A 19,907-nucleotide genomic window follows, 5' to 3' on the forward strand; every position below is an offset into this window, starting at 1 on the left:
TTACTCCTTATCTGACTTATCTGAGTGAGTGTGATCAAAGGCAGCCGGCTCATCTTCTTCAACGATATTGCGGCCCACAGTGATACGATGTAGACAGGCCACAGCCACAGTGGCAATAATACCTACCGCACCTAATGGCTTAACCACGTCTTGCCATAACTTAATTGGCACACTCGTTTTTGGATCGGCTGGTAAACCGTAGTTTTGTGGCTGATCAATATCATGCAAAATCATGACCATACCAGTACCACCCACACCTTCAGGGTTATACAGTCCAGCCTTGGTAAAGCCGCGCTTATGCAGTTCTTTAATTCTAAGATCGGCAATAAACAACATGTCTTCACGGGTGCCATACTTCAGTGCGCCGGTGATACAAGACTTCACGCATGCAGGCTCTTGACCCACTTGAATGCGATCTGAGCACATGGTGCACTTGTAAGCCTTTTGATCGATAGGATCGAGCCTAGGCACATCAAATGGACACGCAGTGACACAGTAACCACAACCGGTACATTTATCAGAGTCAATATCCACAACGCCGTTAGCACGTTGAACGATTGCCCCTTTGGTCGAACAAGCTGTTAAGCACGCTGGGTCTTCACAATGCATACAAGCGCTATGAGCGAATCGCCAATTTAGCTTGTTGTTCTCTTCCACTTCTTGGTACTTCATCAGTGTCCAACACTCTGAAGACAAGTCCATTGGGTTCTGGTAAGAACCCTGGAAGCTACCAACTGGGGCTCTAAGGTCATTCCACTCTGAACATGAAACCTGACAAGCTTTACAACCGTTACACTTAGTGGCGTCGAACAACTTAGCCACTTTGCTTAACTTACGTCGTACCTGCGCAGCAGGGGTGAGCTCTGATGTTCCAGAGCTTAAAATAATATCTTGAGCAGACATGATTAAACTCCCTCAGCCTTAGCGATATCCACAAGGAATGCTTTAAATTCAGGTACTTGTGTATTAGCATCACCCACTTCAGTGGTCAGTACGTTACAGCTGTAGCTTCTGCGTGTTAAACCGTTATGGCCACCATGACGTGGTAAGCCCACTGTGTGTACCATCTGGCCATGCACCTTAAGCGGTTGCAGACGCTTAGTGACTAATGCCTTAGTTAACAAACTACCGCGCTTAGAACTGACTCTGACCCAATCTCCGTTAGCGATACCTTTCTTCGCCGCAAGAATTTCGTCTAACTCAACGAAGGTTTCAGGCATAGAGATAGCCGCTAAACGACAGTGAATCGTCCAGAAGTTAAAGTGCTCTGTTAGCGAGTACGTGGTACACACATAAGGAAACTCGGTATGTGAACCTAAAGTCTCAGCCACACCCGGCAACATACGTACCGCAGGGTTGCTGATGACATTCGGGTGCAATGGGTTGGTGCCGATTGGCGTTTCCATTGGCTCGTAATGCTCTGGGAACGGCCCCTCTGCTAACATTTTTAGCGCGAAGAAACGACCCACACCTTCTGGCTGCATGATGAACGGATGCGCCGACTCTTTTGGCGGTAACTTCATATTGAAGTCGCCTTGGTCGATGCCGTGCCATTTACCATTAGTCCACTCAACAATGACGCGATTTGGATCCCAAGGCTTACCATCGACATCACACGATGCGCGGTTATAAAGCACACGACGGTTTGCTGGCCAAGAGAATGCCCAACCCGGCGTAATACCTTTACCTGACGTATCAGAGTTATCGCGCCGCGCCATCATGTTGCCTTCTTCAGTCCAGGAACCTGAATAGATCCAGCAACCACAAGCCGTACTACCATCATCTTTTAACTGGCTAAAGCTATCAAGCTGCTTGCCGGTTTTAAGGTCAATACCGTTAAGCTCTTTTGCCACTTCCTCACCATGTGGGAAATAAGGATTGTGATAGTCCCAGTTAACCGCGTTAATCGGCTCTGGTAATACACCACCTTCTTCTTTATAAAGCTCTCTAAGCTTCATCAAGATACCCGATAAAATCTCGGCATCTGGCTTAGACTCACCCGGTGCATTTGCGCCCTTCCAGTGCCACTGCATCCAGCGACCCGAGTTAACAATACAACCTTCTTCTTCAGCAAATAAAGTCGTTGGTAAGCGGAACACTTCAGTCTGGATTTCGCTAGGTTTAACATCATTAAACTCATCCGCTTTTTGCCAGAAAACAGAAGTCTCTGTTGCTAGCGGATCCATCACCACCATGTACTTAAGCTTGCATAGTGCAGCTAACGTCTTGTTACGGTTTGGCATAGAGTTAATCGCGTTAACCCCTTGGATAAAATAACCGTTCACTTGGCCGTGGTACATCATGTCGATGTGTTTAGTAAAGTCGTACTGAATATCCCACTTAGGTAACCAGTCATAACCAAAACTATTGGCCGCTGTTGCGTTCTCGCCCCAGAAACTCTTCATCTGTGAGATAAAGAACTTAGGATAATTAGACCAATAGTTAGTTTGGCCCGGACGCAACGCCTTAGGCGTGTAGTTATCGAGGTAAGTTGCTAAGTCAGTGTCGTTGTCATTTGGCAGTTTCAAGTAACCTGGCAGGTTCTGGCATAGCAGTCCCATGTCGGTTGCACCCTGCACGTTTGAGTGACCGCGCAGTGCGTTAACACCACCACCCAATACGCCGATATTACCTAACAGTAACTGCACAAGCGCCATCGAACGAATGTTTTGTGCGCCTTTAGTATGATGGGTCCAGCCCAACGCATACATAAAGGTCGCCGCTCTGTCATGAGTGTGAGTGCTACCAATTAAGGCGCAGACTTTCTCGTAATCTTCAACAGGCGTACCGGTAATATTACTGACGGTTTCAAAATCATAACGGGCAATATGATGCTTTAATAGATTCCACACACAACGAGGATGCTCATAGCTTTCATCGACTTTAGCGTAACCATCTTCATCAAGTTCGTAGTACCAAGAATCCTTGTCGTAAGTGCGACTCTTCTCATCAAAACCACTAAATAGGCCTTCATTGAATTCGAAATCTTCACGAATAATGTAACTTGCGTTGGTATACGCTTTTACATATTCATAGTTAACTTGCTTAGTTTCAATGAGGTATCGACATAGACCTAAAAGGAATGCGATATCTGTACCACTACGAAGTGGTGCATAACAATCAGCCAAAGCTGCACTACGGGTGAAGCGAGGATCGACAACCACTAACTTAGCGTTGTTGTGTTCCATAGCTTCTGTTACCCAGCCGAAACCGACAGGATGTGCTTCAGCGGCATTACCGCCCATGATCACCACGACATTAGCGTTCTTAATGTCGATCCAGTGGTTGGTCATGGCACCGCGCCCAAATGTTGGAGCAAGACTTGCTACCGTTGGGGAATGTCAGTTACGCGCAATAGTATCGATAGCCACTAGGCCAAGAGAACGAGCAAACTTATGAGTGATAAATCCACCCTCGTTTGGTTGTGCAGACGAGGTCATCATGCCTGTCGTCAACCAACGGTTTACTGTGGTGCCATCACTATTTTTTTCAATGAAGTTTTCATCGCGATCGTCTTTCATTAGACGCGCGATACGACCAAATGCTTCATTCCAGCTAATGCGTTTCCACTCATTAGAGCCAGCTTCACGAACTTCAGGGAAATGATTACGGTTAGGGCTATTAACATAGTCCACCAATCCAGCACCTTTAGGGCATAACGCACCACGGTTAACTGGATGATCCGCATCACCTTCAATATGGAAAATCGCTTTTTCGGCATTTTTGCCGTTACTGCCATGGCTGTACATCAACAAGCCACAACCCACAGAGCAATAACAGCAGTTATTGCGGGTTTCTTTTGCTTTCAACAACTTATACTCACGAGGCGCAGCCATCGCAGTGCCGGGCATTAATCCCAACGCTGATATCGCCGATGTGGTCGCTCCGCAGGCACACAGTTTAAAAAACTGTCGTCTGTCCATATAACCCTCACACAATTAATATTTATCCTACTCTGGCTGCGTTCATTTCATACCAGCATAGATTTGATTTATGTCATCCATCGCTCTTGTAAGCTATACGCTAAACATTAACTAGGACGCCGAGGAATTATCTTTAAAGTCGCCCAAACTTACAATTAATAACACACGCTGAAGATCACATAACAAATCAAACAGAACAAACCAAACTAAAACCCAAACCAAACAGCGTAATTAAGTTGAGATCGTAAGATTTCAGCGACATAACAGCATTAAAATTCAAAAATATAAAGATTAACAGATAGGGACAAAATCACCCACATCAAGCGGACAATATGTCTCATACGTTTATCCTAAAATGATGCTAACAAACAAGATAAAAATACATCCGATTGATGAACTGCGGCCCTAACGGTGAGCCCTACATAGATATTGATTAAATGAGACGGTAAAAAGTGCCTATTAACGAGCGTATAGATTTAGTTTTCTATCGATAGGAAATACGGGGATTTAGACAATATGACACACAAACAAACTGTCTGCGCTTATTGCAAATAGCGCTGAAGAGGGAGATTTGAAGCCAAACCCAATGGAAATGTACAGGAAGGAGCACTTGAAATCCGGAAATAGATAACTTTAAAGAGTAAGGTTCTACAAAATAACTTTCCTCCGAGGTATCACATTGACTTAATCATTAGTGACCGGGCTGTTTTCATTTTCAATCGGCAAGGTAACAATAAACTCAGCACCTTGACCTAAAATTGAACTAACTTGAATATTACCGTGGAGTTTATGTGTTGCGATATTATAGACAATACTCAAACCCAATCCACTGTCCCCTAAGCCTCGACGAGTCGTAAAAAATGGCTCAAAGATACAACAACAATCATTCTGCGAAATCCCCTTACCATTATCAGCCACAGTCAACACTAAATTGTATTGGCACATTGAGGCACTGATCGTTAACTTACCTTTGTCCATACTCTCAAATGCATGGATCATCGCATTTAGAATTAAATTAGTTAACAGTTGATAGAAATCACCCGCGTAAGAATTCAAAATGATGTCATTGGGGACCTCATTAATGATGTCCACCGGATACTTTTTGGTCTCAGGAGTTAAACTTTTCAATAATGAATCGACTAGATCATAAAGATTAAACTTCTCTTTATGAAGATTAGTCTGCTCAACCGCCACGAGTTTAAAATTACTAACAAGGGAAGCTGTGCGTTTAAGGTTCTTATCGAGTAAGAAACAAGTATCTTTGATCTCATTAAGATATTGATTAAAAACAACCTCAGTTAATGTATTGCTTTTGTAATACTGCTCTAAGATAACCAACTCCCTTGAAAACAATGAGGAAGCTGTAATTGCGATCCCAATTGGCGTATTAAGTTCGTGAGCAAAACCAGCAACTAACCCGCCTAACGAAGCCATTTTTTCAGACTCTATCAACTGAGACTGCATGTTTTTCAACTGCTGCATTGATTCGCTCAGCTCTTTATTACTTTTAGTTAACGCGAACTCTTTACTCTCACGCAGTGAAATCTCATTAGTCAAATCTCGCGTCCGCTCCTCTACCTTCTGCTCCAAGGTCTCTCTTGCTAAAGCAAGGGAGTGTGACATCTGATTAAAACTTAATGCGAGCTGGTAACTCTCCTTTGTTCCCTGGGGCGTTATACTACTATCAGTCGTTCCTGAAGCGATCACTTGTGTCATTTCAATCATTGATTCAAAGGGTTTTGCTAACCAGCGACCTAATAAACCAGCCAGTACTAGCACGCAGATAATAACCATAAAAAAGATGAAAACACTTAATCTTAATAGTTCATGATAAGCACTCATGACCTCCGCTAGATCTTCTTTTAATACCATTCCCCATTGCATTGATGGAATATAGCGAGTAGCAGCAATCACATTCTCCCCTCGGTAATCTTGGGCGAAAACAATGCCTCTAAGCCCTGATATCGCATTAGCAAGAGGCTTAGGTAGCGCAAACTCAGGGTACAAGTCTCCGATAATAACTTCAGGATCATATTTGAGCTTTGCCTGATAACTAAAATATCCATCTTGCCTCGCGGCAACCACCACTTCTCTACTCGAAAGATTACCACTTACATCTAAGGTGACTCGCTGAATAATCTGACTATCGATCTGAAGCACTATGACTCCCAGTAACTTGCCTTCAATCAATACTGGCGCTCCAATAAAAGCTGTCGCTTGCTCCAATGTTGAAGAGTATTCGAAGCTCGATGAGGATGACTCGAGGAAGTATTTTGCTTTTTGTATAACCCCATATAATCCAGGGTGAAATTGTTGCTCTATTGTTTGGTTTTTTTCTAGCTCATGTTGACTGGTTAAAGAGAATATCACCTCTTCTGAAGGGTTAATAAAAAGCAGATCTAAATAACCATAATCGGTATATTGCTGATACACATGTCGGTATTTTTCCAGTAGCGCAATATATTCAGCTCGTTGATTATCCCCCCCATGATAAAGAGCCATTAACAGCTCAAACACTTCTATCACCTCTGTAGATTGAGACAGAGTAAAAACATCGGCAATACGTTCACTGATGTAGTCTTCCACCTGTTTGACCTTTTTATCGGCAAACTGCGACAAGTGTTCTTGTTCTTGTGCTAATAAGGTGGCTTTAAAGGAGGATAAATACAGAGTGGATAGCAAAAGTGTAGGCACCATAATGCTGATAAGTAACCAGAAAAAAAGCACGCTGGACAGACCAAATCGTTTCATTTCAGCTTTAACTCCCGTACACGCTTAAGCCACTCCTGTTTGTTATGATAAGTAGGAAATGGACTTGGCCTAATTGGAGATTCACTGGACCAAACAATGTCAAATTGACCATCATCACGCACTTGACCTATGCGCACCGTTTTCCAGAGATGTTGGGTTGCAGCCTCCACAGAAACGACGCCATGAGGTGCATTCAAACTCTGATTTGCCAGTGTACTTCTGATCCTTAATGGTTCAAAAGTGCCCGCCGATCTTACCGCTTGAGCCCATAACCTAACCCCTACATAGGTCGCCTCCATCGGGTCATTAACCACCCTGCCAGCCCCAAATTCAAGCTTAAACGCCTTGATAAAACGCCTATTTTCATCACTATCAATACTCTGAAAGTAGTTCCAAGCAGCAAAATGTCCCTCCAACAGATCAATCCCTATCGCCCTAACTTCAGGCTCTCCAATGCTATAGGAAAGTACTTTAGTCTTGTTGATAGCATTCATGCCCTTAAAAAAAGCAATATTGCTATCACCATTTATCGTGTTTACCACTAAATCAGGCTTAAGAGCAGCAATCTCTTTAAGTGTTTGAGCAAGGTCTGATGATCCTAACGGAAGATAGGTTTCCCCTAACGGAGTAATACCACGGCTTTTAAGCTGATCTTTAATAATCATGTTAGCGGCGCGGGGAAAGATATAATCTGAACCCACTAAATAAACCCGCACTCCGATATTTTCTAATGCCCAATGGATACTTGGAATTATCTGTTGATTTGGCGTCGCGCCGGTGTAAATGATATTGGGTGACTGCTCTAGTCCTTCATATTGTAAAGGGTAGAACATTAGGTGGTGGTGCCTTTCAATAACAGGTTTAACCGACTTACGACAGCTCGACGTCCAGCAACCAAATATTACCGCGACTTTATCCTCTGTGATTAATCGCTCCGCTTCATTAGCAAACTTATTCCAATCAGAGGCACCATCGGCCAACACAGGTTCAAGCTTTTTACCTAACAAGCCTCCATCAAGATTAATTTCTTTAATAGCCAGAGAGATAACATCAACAAGATCTCGTTCACTAAAGGACATAGTGCCCGTCATAGAGTGCAAAATACCGATCTTCACCTTAGTATCTTGCTTAGTATCACATGCCTGTAATACTAAAAATAACCCGATAAATAATAAACTGATGCTCATAAATAAGCGGACTTTTTTTATCACACTATCTCCAAGTAGCAAGTATCAAATAAAGAGGTTTACTCACTCGTTAATTTTGGCAGATAAGTGAAATTTAGCTATTTAATGATTAAAAATCACCGGGAGACTTTAAACAAAAAAAGCCCGTAGCGAATATCTACGGGCTTTAATGACTTAACAGCCTTGTTCTGGAATCTGGTTAAAACAACTTAAGTGATCACGCTTTAGCTGTGACGCCTTCAAGAATAAACTCATCATGCTCAGTTGAGTCAACGATAGTCAGTACCGCGGTATCACCAACCACATTACATGAAGTCAGTACCATATCGATCAATCTATCTAATGCTGCAACAATGGCAAAGGCTTCAATAGGCAAACCCATCTGATGAATAAGCACACCTATCATCACCATACCGCCTCCGGGAACACCACCAGCACCAACTGAGAGTAGAAAAATACTAAACAGTAGTGTGGGGAGTTGTTCCATCGCGATAGGGGCACCAAATGCGTTGGCCACAAAAAAGATGGCAATGGTAATATAGATGGAGACACCACCCATGTTCATGGTTGCTCCTAGCGGCACACCAAAACCAGCAACGGCCTGCTTCACACCTAACTTTTCGGTCAATGTTCGCATCGTTACTGGAATCGTAGCATTTGAGCTAGCAGTTGAAAGTGAAAACAAAATCTGTTCGCGAGTCTTGGCACGAAACTCTTTCGCCGATACCGATGTAAAAATCCCTACAGCCATTGGATAAACAATAAATATCCAAGTCAATAACAGACCTAAAATAACAAATACATACTCGAGTACACTAACAAAAATCTCAGCTTCAAGGGTTGCACCTAACTTAAGCATCAAGGCAAATACGCCGATAGGTGCAAGTTGCATCACGACAGTAATAAGTTTCATCATCAACTTATTACCCTCGAGGAATCCCTGAGTTAATAGAGGCACGCCTTTACCCAAAGACTTAATCACGCCACCAACTAACAGAGCCATAAAGATAACTTGTAACATATTGCCCGATGTAAATGCAGACACGGGGTTACTCGGCACGATATTAACAATTAACTCAATCAGGTTAGGCAGTTCTGTTGCGGTGATCTGAACTCCCACTCCGCCAGTCATATCCACACCACGACCCGGCTCTAACAGCAGGGCTACCGCAAGGGCGGCAAAAATAGCAACGATGGTGTTAATGATATAAAACCCAAATGTTTTCCCGCCTAAGCGGCCGAAACTCTTTAAATCTTTAAGCTCTAAGATCCCACACACGATACTGACAAACACCAAAGGAACCACTAACATCATGATCATATTTATGAACATGGTGCCAACACCAGATGATAATTCGACAATTGTGCCGGAGAAGAAGCCAATATCGCCGAGTAGATATTGAATGATGGTACCGAAAATTAATCCGGAGAATAGACCTATAAAGATCCTTGTTGAAAGTGATTTTATCATTTTCCCGCCTTCAAATTAGCATGTCTTTTTGCATGCCTTCAAATTAGCATGTCTATTTTGCATGCCTGAGTTCAGCATCTAGTCAGTTAGGTACTGATGCTTTCTGAGGAGGTTAGCCCCCTACTTTGGCAACGATAGTGAATCATGCTAGCGATAATTTCAATGACAATTAAATCCAAGCCACTTTCCACATTAATGTAACACTAATTAAAAGGCTTACAGTAACAAGGTTCCGAAGGGATCATCAATAAAAACAATTTCATAAGTTTTACATTGGCATTACAAATACAAACTCTTTCATACAATCAGCACATATCGAGCTAGTTTTAAACGCCGTACTCATAATATTTTTAAGAATAATAATGCAAACAAAAGCCTGATACAGAGTAATCATTCAGCCTGTTCGAAAATTAGGGGTTATCGAGTCATTAAAAAGCAATAAAAAAGCCGATAAGGCTGTCGACCATATCGGCTTTTAAATTATAATAGTTATACCTCTAAGCAAAACCCAGCTCAACATCGCGAATAATAAAGTTACCAGTGTAAATAGGATCTGGCTCTCCAATGGGCTCCAGCTCAAAATAGTCCTTATGTTCTTGAGGCAAGCCCTCATAACCACAAATTACTTGATAGAGCCAGCTCTCCTTATCCCAAGGAAGTTCATTTTCACTCAAATATTCCAATGCAGACTGACTACGTCCAGAATCGATGACCGCACAGAAATAGCGATCGACAACACACTGATAAGTAAATTTTGCTCTATCAAAACGTTAAAGCTCAAACAGGGATAAGAGTAATTTATGTTCCAACATATGCTCTTGTTGCAAGGTATGGTGCTGAATTTTCATCAAATCAAATGCTAGATTGCATTGCTTAGGAAGGTGTTCTTGCGTCTCTAGGTAAGTTTTGGCATCTGTCTGATTCATCCACTCCTGCTCCACGCCTGCTAGTTGCTGTTTGAGCTTGATCGCCAGCTCACAGTCACTTGGTGTTAACCAGTAACTCGCACCACTGGATATAGCAATCTGTATTCCTGCTGGATCTAAATCACTAAAGCAGATCAACTTATGTGTATTAAAACGCCTAAAAAATTCATAAGCCATCCCTGTTTGTTGTCCAGGTTTCACATCCCCACGGTAGACCCACAGTGCCTCTTTAAGGCTATCCGGTATCCTTAATGCCTCTAAGTTGGCCATAAGAGTTAGGTTTTCGACTAACACGATTTGTCTATGCTCGATTGAGATGATCTCATGGGCTTTTATAGAGAGCCCTAACGAGGTAAAAGGTGTTTTGGCAAACTTTAGCCCGTTGAGATGAAATTTATTGAGGGTATTGATAAGCACGAAATCACGACTCACAGGGTAGCTATTGAGCTTCTCGTCTTTGTGGCCCTTAGCAATATTCTCTCGACTCTTTTTGTCAGGATAAGGGCTTAACAGATCTAACTTATCATTCAACCTGACCGTTTCAATCAGTGATAATCTGTTCGCAAAGGTAAACTTAAGAAAACCATTCTCTTCGATACCAAAGAAATACTCATCGCGTAAAATTTTGAGATATTTTGTATCTCCAATTTTAACTTTTCCCCCAGTAGGGTTATCCCGCAGTAAAGCTTGAGTAAACTTAAACACTCCTAGCTTCAAAATAGTCACTCCAACATAGTAAACCTGAATTCGAGGTAAGGTTACTTTAGGCTTATCACTACATCGCTATAGCTATAGTTATCCGATGTACCAGCCACTTTGACTTCTTTCATCTCAATATCAAACGCATCTTGTTGCTCATTGGTTAATGAACAATATGCGCTAAACACTAATTCAATCCAAGCCTTAGGGTGAATAGCTTGTGAGTCACCTTGCCAGCTTACTTGAGACGAAGTCCAAAACTCGACGGCGGAAACGGGACTGTTTTCACTAATGACTAACTCGAACAACTGCTCGGTTTTCTGGTCAAAAAAGTCCACTTGATAATCCACTTTTTCAACAGGAGTGAGTGTAACCTCACCGCTGTCACGCACTTTAACGGGCACGCTAGCCACTTGCTTACGCAGGGCTTGAACGATGGCAATCAATGAGGCTTCATGCTCTGTGTTATGGGTTTCGACATAACAGCTTAATGACATAGGTGGCGCATGTTTTAAAACATCAGGGAGCTCTGGGTCTTCAAACAGATTGTCATTAATTTCAAACTCTGGGTGTTGGCGTAAAAAACGCGCCATATTGCGCAGTTGACTGGCTTGCTTCTCATCTCGACGCAACCTGAATAAACTCAAGCGCATGTTATCAATGATAAAGCGCAAACGAGGTAACACCTGATTAAACCAGTAAATAAATCCAGTAATTTTACGTGCAAACTCATTGGGACAGGGCCAATTTATCCACTCGTAACAGGCTTCCGGATCGATCTGCTGTAACTCAGTCAATAAACTTTGGGCGTGGTTTAAATAACGTTCATTTTGTCTGATTTTGTTGGCTAAAGTACTCACGAAACCAAATTGGCTGACGATGCCATAATGCATGTTATCCAAGTTGGTATTGAGGCCATCTTTGGTTTCATACAGCAAGTCGTCTAGTTGATCGAGATAGAACTCGGCATCGTCATGCTCCTTTGACTGCACTGAAAGATGATAATCTTTAACCGTTTCATCCAGTGCATCAATCACTTTACCCATATCAGTTAATTGACGATAACTACTCTGCTTGCGCATTAAACGATTGAGCATTCGTTTAAAGTCAGTGGTCACTCGAAACTCACCGGGCTCGTCATCTGGACGCAGTAACCCAGCTTTGTGTAAGGTGCTAATGGTTTTAACGTCTTGCTCGTCACTGGTGATGCTGCCAAAAACGTAGGCGTTTGCTAACAGCTCATCATTCGCCCCTATCTTACGCAGTAAGACCGCGACTTGTCCCGCATCAAAGCCCGCCACTAGAAAAGTAACTCATCTTGCTGAACCTGTGGATCATTAGGTAATTCGACCCGCTCTGAGTCATTTAAAAACTCAATCAAGGTGTAAATAATATCGAAGCGTGCTGTGGCATAATAGCGGCTACTGCCTGGATTTTTACGCACAAAATAATGCATCTCTTCCAGCTTAGTAAATAGCGTTGCAAGTTGTTCACGAGTCTCCTCTTTATTGGTTTTAAAGGGTTTAATTGAGGTTAAACGACGTAACTGATCGCGCAGAGTCTGATCTTGTTCGAAAGGTTCAAATAGCTCGTTAATATTCACAACTGATTTACCATGGATCGGTAAATCCGCATTGCTTGCCGTTAACAATAGATCCAGAAATTCGACTAAGGGTCTAAAGGTGCCGCGCATCTCGCTAAATAGAGCCATGAGCTCAGCGGTATTACTACTATCTACCTTGATGTAAGTACAATAGTACGCATCCGCGCTTTCATGATAGGTTAATTTACGGTCAATATTTTCCAGGAAATCATTCACTCGTTCAAATTCAGCAGCAAGCTTAAGAAATTGAAACTCTTCATCAAATGCGGTTTCGCAAATAATGGCGCCCGTCAGTAATTGTTGCACGGTTTGTTTAAACATTAGCTTTGCTCCTGTGCCGTGACGCTCGCTTGTTTTTGACTTGCACGTAACGCCAGCAATTCGTCGAGACGGGATTGAGGGATCTCAGCATGATATATCTTATTATCTTTAAGCTTATAATGACGCTCATAGAGCGCCAGAATATGGCGATCGGTAGAGGGTGACGCTGATAAAATACAAATATGATTATCGCCAAACATCTGCAGCAATAGCGCAATATTTTCCGCCGCCAACTCACCTAGTTCATCCACGGGTAAGATTATTTGGCTACTGTGCTTACTCTCTCCACGTAACATACCAAGAATACCGGTGAACAAAGACAGCATCGCCAGATAGGATAATCCAGTCGAGCTAACTTTTTTAAGCTGACGGGCATTTCTGGCGTGTTTAACTTGGCCTTTCTCGGTGATGGTAAACTCAATATCAAACAAGTTGCTGTGATTAAGTACAAACCCTTCACTGGGCAAATAAACAGACAGCTTTTGCATCGCATAAACTAGCTCATCAGGGATTTCGCCAATCCCTTCACGCAGCTGATCACGGTACTGCTCGAATATTTTGGCAAACTGCTGCAATGGCCCCCAATAATCTAACTCTTCCTGTTTCATCACAGTGGTGACATTAATATCCGCCAACGCTTCGAAATGAGCCAGAGCAGTAACCTTGTTTGACAACTGCTTACCTATCTGTTTAATTCGATGGCCAAAGTTTTCAATATGTTGATAGAACTCATTAATTATACTGGCATTCACAGACACTAATTGATAAGTACTCTTTTGCTTTTGCTCTGCACTACTGAGTAAATCGGCGATAGGTTCACGATATTTGAACAGCGTTTTAGCAGCATCATAATGATCATTCTCTGCCACTAATTTTTGCCAGCTTTCGTAGAGTTCACTCGCGGCGTGGTCTTTTCTAAACCTTTCATTAAATTTAGTGAGTTGATCGCTTAGTCGCTTTTCAACCGTTTTAAATTGGCTTATCCAATCGGCACAAAAGCTCACACTGAGATCGGCCTGATTACTCGGCTGCTCTTCAGCAAACTGTGCATCAATGCCATGCTTAACACAGTTTTGCAGACTATCATTGAGCAAATTAAGCAAGTCATCGGTCGCTTGCTTTTGCAGATTATACTTTTTAATCAACTGCCTAAGCACAGTGATCTCACTTGTCAGTGAAACCTGTGAATCTTCTAACTGATTTTCGACACTGCGCTTTTGAACCATTCGGCTCTGATTTTCTTCGACTAAACCATTGCGGTGGCAATATCTGTTGTTCATAAAATGATGATATTTACGAGCTTTTTGCTCGAATTCGGTACACAGCTGCCGCGCAGTAATTAAGCCTTTACGCTCACTCACTCGTTTGTCGACTTCGCCATCAGGATCGAGTTTTGCTAAATCGGTATTTTGTTGTTTTTTAAGGTCTTTTAAACGTTGTTTATAATTAACGTCAAGTTGAATGTGTTCTTGGCTCAGCATGCTTAATTGTGTGTCACGATCACTTTCGACCACCATACGCTTTTCGAGAACTTGGTTATGCAATTCGTTACGTTGATCTTGGCAGTTCTCGTTAAACCGCTGCTGCTGTTTAGCATTATCCTTACCGTCGCTCTCAAGCGAGCGAAGCCGTACATTAACCTCTTCGGTGTACGCTTTAATGGCTAACTGCTTTTTAACAGCTAAGTTTTCCAACTGTACGTTCAACTGCTGCAGATTAAGCTCATTTTTTTGCAGATTTTGTGCTTCACGAGTACATGCTAATTCTGCCGCAGCTATCTCTTTGCCCAGCTGATTAATGTGCTCATCAAGCTGCTCAATTTTATCGGTTAGAATTTGAATATTCTTAGCAATAACATCACGTTTCTCACGCAACTGCATCTCATCTAAAAACAGTGAATCATTGCTTTGCAGTTGCTGTAAATCCAGAGATAAACCATAAAAACTATCACCACCAACCCATTGAGGGTCAAGGTCACAACGAGTGAGTTGCTCGCTAGTCAGTAATCGACCTATGTTATGTTTCCAGTTACTGGCTTGAGATTCATTATCTAGGTAGTGCTGCAACGAACCTGCAGCTGGGATCAATTGCGCTTCGATTTGAGTATATTCAGCTTTTAATGCTTCGAGTTGACGATTCCCTTGCTGATGTTTGTCGAGGTGTTTGTCACGTTGTTGACGAATTGAGCTTAATAGGGATTGAGACTGCGATTGAGTCTGATATAACTGATTTTGCTTATCTTTGGCATCGCTTAATGCGTGCTGGTTTTGTTCAATATGTTGCAATAAAGCCGGATCGAGTTGGACATGGTTTAATTCTGCTTTCGCGCTGCGTAACTCATGTTCAATATTTTGTTTTTTTAGCTGTAAATTAAGATTTTTATGACTAATTTGTTCCTCTAAATCACGGCTCTGTTGCTGATAAACTCCCTCAACTTTACTAAGTTGAGCAGCAGAAGCCACACTGATATCCGCCGATTTTTTCTCGTTCTCAGCTTGATCTTTAACATGTTGAAATTCCAACCTTTGGATCAGATCGGTAAACTTTTGTTGCACCTTACTCAGATTACCTTCAAACGCCTCGATGATGGCATTAACTTCGTTGAGCTCATTTTGGATATGAGGCGCTTTATCAGCTTGAAGCTGGTAATTAGGTGCGTCATCATCATCGAAAATCATTTTATCATCATCAAGTAGATCGATATGGCTTTGATCTGCACTGATTTTAGCTTGTAAATCAAAAATCTGTTTACTTAAAGCTTCAACGGTTTCATTGAGCTGTTTGTCTAACTCACTCAACCGCACCTGACTCTCTTGTTTCGCCTTTGAGCATTCTGTTTGCTTATCTTCAAGTCTCGCTTGATGCTCAATGATTTCAAAATGTAGATGCTGTAACTTAGTTAATAGGCTGTCTAAACTTGCAAAATCGCCTTGCCATAACCCAATCTTATCGGCGACCTTTTGCACTGCACGACTCGCCTGAATATCCGCAAGCCAGCTGGTGATCTCCTCTTTATTGAGGCTTATTTGCTCTTTTTCATCTACGCTGTTACGGGCAAGATGATCACTAGCTATCTCGACTAACATGCGTTTTACTGCTTCAAAATCGAGATTCTTCTCTATGGTTCCATTAATCACTTTTTCAATGTGTGGACACGGCAACTCACTAAATGCATAGCGATTCTGTAATTGACGAACTTCTTTTAATTTGCGGCCACTGCGTAAGTTTTGAATGACTTGACGGTATTTATCGATACCGAGAAAACTGGAACGATCACATCCCATCTGCCGATAACATCGGTCCACCTCAGATACGGTATAGGGCTTTTTATCTTCGCCAACAAAATAGTCACTATTATAGGCGCCATCGATAAATTTAAAATGTACTCCGCGGCCATCACTACTGGCCAATACCATACAAGTTTGACCATGAGGACGTTGGTATTCATACACCAACATACTTGAGTCACGGGGAAGGTAATAATCAGCAAAATTACGTGCTTGATCGACCTTACTAACAATATCGCTAGGACGCATACCATAGAAAAGTGGCAGCAGACGCATAAGGGAAGTTTTACCCGCGCCATTGGTTCCTTCAAGCTGAGTGTGTCCGGTTAAATCAAGCTCATTAACTTGGCCTTTCCAAAAACTGTCGATGATAATAATGCGCAGCAGAGAGTAGCCTTGTTGAACCATGATAAATCCTTGTATGAACGATATTTCGTACAGATATGCGATAAAAAGAGCGAACTTGCTAATTTATAAGGAATGATGAGTATTGTCGATAGTTACTGGCCCGAGTTACGCTTTTTATCAAAAAATTTTTAGGGTAAACACATTACACCATGTAATGCGAATCCTCTTGTATAGGGCGCATTTAGGCAATGATGGCGATTAAGTTAGCACTCGCCATCAAGCCGAGAGAGCATTAATTGACTATAGGAACATCAATGTTTGTTTTAGCTAAAGACCCGTTGGCCAGCCGAGCAAAATAACTTACTGTTTCTAAGTAGATAACATGACGTAAGCCGATGAGAGCAATTAGGTTAGGGATCGCCATTAAGCCATTAACGGTATCAGCCAGCAGCCAGATCATATCCAGATGAATAAAGGAGCCCACAGCGATTAAACTGAGAAATATCCCCTGATAGACACGATGACCTCGATCGCCCATCAAATAATACCAACAACGCTCACCATAATAGTGCCAGCCCAAAATGGTCGTAAAAGCAAAACACACCAAGGCGACAGTCACAAAATATTGACCCACAAGTGCCGAACCCCCACTGGCAAATGCGGCACTGGTCATCGCAGCGCCTGCGGTATCTCCGCTCCAAACGCCGGTAATGATCAATACTAAGCCTGTCATGGTGCAGATAATAATAGTATCGAAGAAGGTGCCAGTCATACTGACCAGTCCTTGCTCAACTGGTTCATTGGTCTTCGCAGCAGCAGCAGCAATCGGTGCACTGCCTAATCCTGCTTCGTTAGAAAACACTCCTCGTGCAATACCGATTTGTAACGCTTGTGCCACCGTAGCCCCTAAAAAACCACCCGCAGCAGAGATAGGTGTAAAGGCAGACTCGATGATTAAATGAAACGCTGGTACTATCTGCTCGCTAAAGAGTACCAAGATCCAAACACACGCTAGAACATAACCTAACGCCATAGTGGGCACTAACTTTTGCGCCACATTTGCAATACGCTTCACCCCGCCGAGCGTAACTGACGCAACCAATATGGTTAACACCAAAGCGGTGATCCAAGCTGGCACATGAAAAGCGATGGTGATTGCATCGCTAATCGCATTCACTTGGGCAAAGGTACCAATGCCGAAAAAGGCCACCCCCACACCGAAGAGAGCAAACAACTTAGCCATCCACGTTAACCCGAGTCCACGCTCGATATAATACATGGGGCCACCTGCTATCTGTCCCCGGGCATCAGTGGTGCGATATTTCACCGCCAACATACACTCGGCATACTTAGTTGCCATGCCAAAAAATGCCGCCAACCACATCCAAAATAGTGCTCCGGGACCACCAATTTTAATCGCGGTCGCGACGCCGACGATATTGCCCGTGCCTATGGTGGCAGACAGGGCAGTGCAAAGCGCCGCAAACGAAGAGAGATCGCCCTTGCCTATTGAAGGCCTAAACATTAATTTCAATGCTAATGGCAGACGAAAGACCTGAATAAGTTTCAATTTTAGAGTGAGGTAAAGTCCGGTACCGACTAACAGGCACAGGGTAAGTGGCCCCCAGACAATGGCATTTATATCGACCAGAAGTGCGGGCAATATATCGTTTATTAAAGTGTGGAAATTCATTGCTTTTCTCGAATATTAAACAGCTTGATTAATAAACGGAAGCGAACAAGAAATGGCTGTGGGTAGTCACTGACGAATGCAACCAACGATAAGCTCTACCTTAAAAGCAAGGTAAAAAGCGCAGCGACAAACGACAGTGACCTAGATAGCTATACCCAAGAGACCTCAAGGTGCTCGTTTCAGAGCCCCCGTAGGATAGCTGAACAAGGCAGTGATTGAGGATAATGGTTATTCCCTTGTCGATATCACTAACGCAGTGCAGGGATTCTACGGGAACTCCCGAAGGGCATGGCGAGAAGCAACATTTTTCTGTGTTATGAAATATTGAATTAGAATAACTAGTCCAACTATTTCATGCCTTGAACTCTGTCACTTCTCGACATGCTGAATCCTGCATCTTGAAGTTACTTGGGTATATACATAGCTATCACAGTCATCCTCTCCTCTGTCCTTTTGCCTGAGCGTTTCACCCCACAATAAACATCATTGTGGGGCTTTCGCCTTCGGCGCCGTAATATCTGTTAAAACAGACTTACGATCTCTCCAGAGGCTCGTCCAGTAGCAGTCCACGCCAATCACTATTGGCACCTGAAAGAGTATTTAGACTCAGACTCATTACAAGGTAATTGTCATTGTCTAAAGTTGCCTCGTCGGTGTGGGGGCAATTCCCCACTCTCCTGCTACCTTCATCCGAACGGATTGCCAGATTTAATCTTGTATCTAAATCTGGCAGTAGCACAGAGTGCAATAATCCTAGGGCTGACTCAAGACACATAGATCACACTTTTAGCTTCAATTTGTACAAGTGCGTTTTTTTTAAACAAGAAAAGCAACCGAGAGTCTAAAACAGCGAAGAAATAAAGACAAGAGTAAGAAAGCTGCATCCTGAGACTGGCTCAGGATGACAGAAAGAAAGATAAACCAATGGGATTAAAAGCTGGTTCTGCGACCTTCATAGGTATCGCACATACCTTGCACTTTATCCGCTTCAATAGGGCGAAGACCACTCATAACCAAGGTTTTAACACCGGTTCCAACGAGTGCATCGCCGCTGTGTAGTTCAAACTTTAACGTGACATTACCACGCTTACCGTCGACAACCAGTTCCTGCTCCACCAGTGACAAGGTCACTTGGGTAAAATCGAGCGTGGTTAAATCAAAAGACATGCTTTCATAGATAACCAAAGGACGCGCCGGATTAATCATTACCTGATGTTGCTTCATCATAGGCACCAGCACATGGATAAAGTTCAGCCCCGAAAAAGCAACATAACTGCGGATAAAGGATTCTATCTGAGTACTGCAATTTCTGACCTCTCCATGGCGCTCAACATTCAAATACAGCTTGTCTCTATCATCATGAATATTGAACTGCTCACCCACTGAATCAGGGAACTGTAATTTTACGCCATCACCAACCATGCCTTGAAAAGTAAAGCTCATTTTCTGGCTTAAGCCGTATTCGCCTAAAACCAAAGAAAAGAGCAGATCACCCGGAACACAAAAACGTTTAGCGCCAACATCATGAATAGGATTAAAGTCCTGAGCCACATGCTTAGCAAAATCACTTGCCTGAGATGGCGTAATCAAAACTGTTTTATTTTCTTTTTTAAAATAAGGTGTTAGAAACATATTCACTCAATGTAGTCACAATTAAAACCCATCGTCTCCAAGATGCAGAATGAAGAGATAGCTTAG

At 42.7% G+C, this 19,907-nt stretch carries 11 protein-coding genes, 1 pseudogene and 1 riboswitch; all 12 genes and pseudogenes read right to left on the reverse strand.

Annotated features, from left to right (window positions below; all coding sequences use genetic code 11):
• Positions 1–903 (reverse strand): formate dehydrogenase subunit beta, encoded by a 903-nt coding sequence (gene fdxH, locus HWQ47_RS21970; protein ID WP_269968131.1) that lies wholly within the window; start codon positions 901–903, stop codon positions 1–3.
• A gap of 2 nt (positions 904–905) precedes the next feature.
• A complete protein-coding gene (gene fdnG, locus HWQ47_RS21975; RefSeq protein WP_269968132.1) occupies positions 906–3,923 on the reverse strand; it encodes a formate dehydrogenase-N subunit alpha in 3,018 nt (1,005 codons plus the stop codon).
• Between the two features lie 684 nt (positions 3,924–4,607).
• The gene (locus HWQ47_RS21980; protein ID WP_269968133.1) at positions 4,608–6,674 is read right to left on the reverse strand and encodes a sensor histidine kinase; all 2,067 of its coding nucleotides are present in this window, start codon (positions 6,672–6,674) and stop codon (positions 4,608–4,610) included.
• On the reverse strand, positions 6,671–7,885 hold the full coding sequence (locus HWQ47_RS21985; protein ID WP_269968134.1) for an urea ABC transporter substrate-binding protein: 1,215 nt from the start codon (positions 7,883–7,885) through the stop codon (positions 6,671–6,673). The genes HWQ47_RS21980 and HWQ47_RS21985 overlap by 4 nt, the downstream gene beginning before the upstream one ends.
• A gap of 193 nt (positions 7,886–8,078) precedes the next feature.
• Entirely contained in the window at positions 8,079–9,332 is a 1,254-nt protein-coding gene (locus HWQ47_RS21990) for a dicarboxylate/amino acid:cation symporter (protein WP_269968135.1), read from the reverse strand.
• A gap of 497 nt (positions 9,333–9,829) precedes the next feature.
• A pseudogene (locus HWQ47_RS21995) lies at positions 9,830–10,066 on the reverse strand (phosphoenolpyruvate carboxylase); the annotation flags it as partial.
• Between the two features lie 36 nt (positions 10,067–10,102).
• On the reverse strand, positions 10,103–10,975 hold the full coding sequence (locus HWQ47_RS22000; protein ID WP_269968136.1) for a DUF7281 domain-containing protein: 873 nt from the start codon (positions 10,973–10,975) through the stop codon (positions 10,103–10,105).
• A gap of 41 nt (positions 10,976–11,016) precedes the next feature.
• On the reverse strand, positions 11,017–12,258 hold the full coding sequence (locus HWQ47_RS22005) for a hypothetical protein (RefSeq protein WP_269968137.1): 1,242 nt from the start codon (positions 12,256–12,258) through the stop codon (positions 11,017–11,019).
• The gene (locus HWQ47_RS22010) at positions 12,258–12,881 is read right to left on the reverse strand and encodes a hypothetical protein (protein WP_269968138.1); all 624 of its coding nucleotides are present in this window, start codon (positions 12,879–12,881) and stop codon (positions 12,258–12,260) included. The genes HWQ47_RS22005 and HWQ47_RS22010 overlap by 1 nt, the downstream gene beginning before the upstream one ends.
• Positions 12,881–16,576, reverse strand: a complete 3,696-nt coding sequence (locus tag HWQ47_RS22015) for an ATP-binding protein (RefSeq protein ID WP_269968139.1) — start codon at positions 16,574–16,576, stop codon at positions 12,881–12,883. The genes HWQ47_RS22010 and HWQ47_RS22015 overlap by 1 nt, the downstream gene beginning before the upstream one ends.
• Positions 16,577–16,808: 232 nt before the next feature.
• Positions 16,809–18,209 (reverse strand): alanine/glycine:cation symporter family protein, encoded by a 1,401-nt coding sequence (locus HWQ47_RS22020; RefSeq protein ID WP_269968140.1) that lies wholly within the window; start codon positions 18,207–18,209, stop codon positions 16,809–16,811.
• 435 nt (positions 18,210–18,644) lie between these two features.
• Positions 18,645–18,766, reverse strand: a riboswitch (glycine riboswitch).
• Positions 18,767–19,139: 373 nt separating this feature from the next.
• A complete protein-coding gene (locus HWQ47_RS22025) occupies positions 19,140–19,841 on the reverse strand; it encodes a DUF3581 domain-containing protein (protein WP_269968141.1) in 702 nt (233 codons plus the stop codon).
• Positions 19,842–19,907 lie beyond the last annotated feature (66 nt).

The organism is Shewanella sp. MTB7, assembly GCF_027571385.1.
Classification (GTDB): domain Bacteria; phylum Pseudomonadota; class Gammaproteobacteria; order Enterobacterales; family Shewanellaceae; genus Shewanella.